Source organism: Streptomyces sp. NPDC054841 (assembly GCF_053611045.1).
In genome coordinates, this window is sequence record NZ_JBSGZO010000891.1 from 1 (window position 1) to 1,474 (window position 1,474).

Sequence of the window (1,474 nt, forward strand, 5' to 3'; positions counted from 1 at the left end):
GGGAGTGTCATGAATCAGGTGTGTTCCTCCCCGAAGGAGTCACCTGATGAATACGACGACTGATCACCTGATCGAGGCCGGGGGCGGCGTGTCGCTTGCCGGGGCCGGTGCAGGTGTCCAGGGTGCCGACGTGAAGTCGATGCCGGTATCCGCGAACGGTGTGTCCGCCGAGCTGCTGGAGGAGCTGGCCGCGCTGGCGGCCGAGAAGGTCCGTGAGGGAGGGCTGCGGCTGATGGGCGAGGGCGGGATCCTCCCGGAACTGGCCCAGCACCTGATGCAGGCGGCCCTGGAAGCGGAGATGGATCTGCACCTGGCCGCGGAGGCCGGCCGGGTCGGCGGGCGGGGATCCCGCTCGGGCGGCAACAGCCGCAACGGCTACCGGTCCAAGAAGGTCATAACGGAGGTGGGCACCGTGACGGTGCAGGTCCCGAGGGACCGCCTGGGCACCTTCAGCCCGCGGCTGCTGCCCAAGTACGCCCGCCGGACCGGCGCGTTGGACGAGATGGTGCTGTCGCTGACGGCGAAGGGTCTGACCTCCGGGGAGATCGTCGCCCACCTCGCCGAGGTGTACGGGATGACCACCACGAAGGAGACCGTCTCCACCATCACCGACAAGGCCCTGGAGTCGATGGCGGAATGGCGCACGCGTCCTCTCGACGCGGTCTACCCGGTCGTCTTCATCGACGCCATCCACGTCCGCATCCGCGACGGGCACGTGGCGAACCGTCCGATCTACGTGGCCGTCGCGGTCACCGCTGACGGCTACCGGGAGATCCTCGGCCTGTGGGCCGGCGACGGCGGGGAGGGCGCGAAGTACTGGCAGACCGTCCTGACCGAGATCAAGAACAGAGGCGTCCGCGATGTGCTGATGCTGGTCTGCGACGGCCTGTCCGCGCTGCCCGACGCGGTGAACACCGTCTGGCCGCAGACCGTGGTGCAGACCTGCATCGTCCACCTCATCCGCAACAGCCTGCGCTATGCCTCGCGCCGTGACTGGGCGGACGTGGCCCGCGACCTCAAGCCCGTCTACACCGCAGTCAACGAGGAACAGGCCCGTCAGCGACTGGACGAGTTCAGTCAGACGTGGGGCAAGAAATACCCCTCGATCAGCGGGAGTTGGGAGAGAGCCTGGAGCGAGTTCGTGCCCTTCCTCGGCCTGCCCGACGCCATCCGCCAGGTGGTTTACACCACCAACGCGATCGAGAGCCTGAACGCTCGTTACCGGCGTGCGGCGCAAGCCTGCGGACACTTCCCGAACGAGACGGCCGCCCTCAAGCGCCTCTACCTCACGACCCTGGCCCTGGACCCCACCGGACGCGGCCGCCAGCGCTGGAACAACCGCTGGAAGTCCGCCTTGAACGAGTTCGACCTGCTCTTCGACGGCCGCCTTACGGCCGGACGAGTGTAGGCCGATCAGCCCGCCCAAGAACCAATAGGCCAAACAGACGAACTACACCTGATTCCTGATAGACCC

At 67.4% G+C, this 1,474-nt stretch carries 1 protein-coding gene; it reads left to right on the forward strand.

What is annotated here, in order from left to right:
• The first annotated feature begins 139 nt into the window (after window positions 1-139).
• On the forward strand, window positions 140-1,408 hold the full coding sequence (locus tag ACWGI8_RS44225) for an IS256 family transposase (protein ID WP_453669266.1): 1,269 nt from the start codon (window positions 140-142) through the stop codon (window positions 1,406-1,408).
• Window positions 1,409-1,474 lie beyond the last annotated feature (66 nt).

Excerpts from the sequence above, each read along its gene's own strand:
- ACWGI8_RS44225 (WP_453669266.1), top strand. The coding sequence starts at position 140 with ATGCCGGTATCCGCGAACGGTGTGTCCGCCGAGCTGCTGGAGGAGCTG.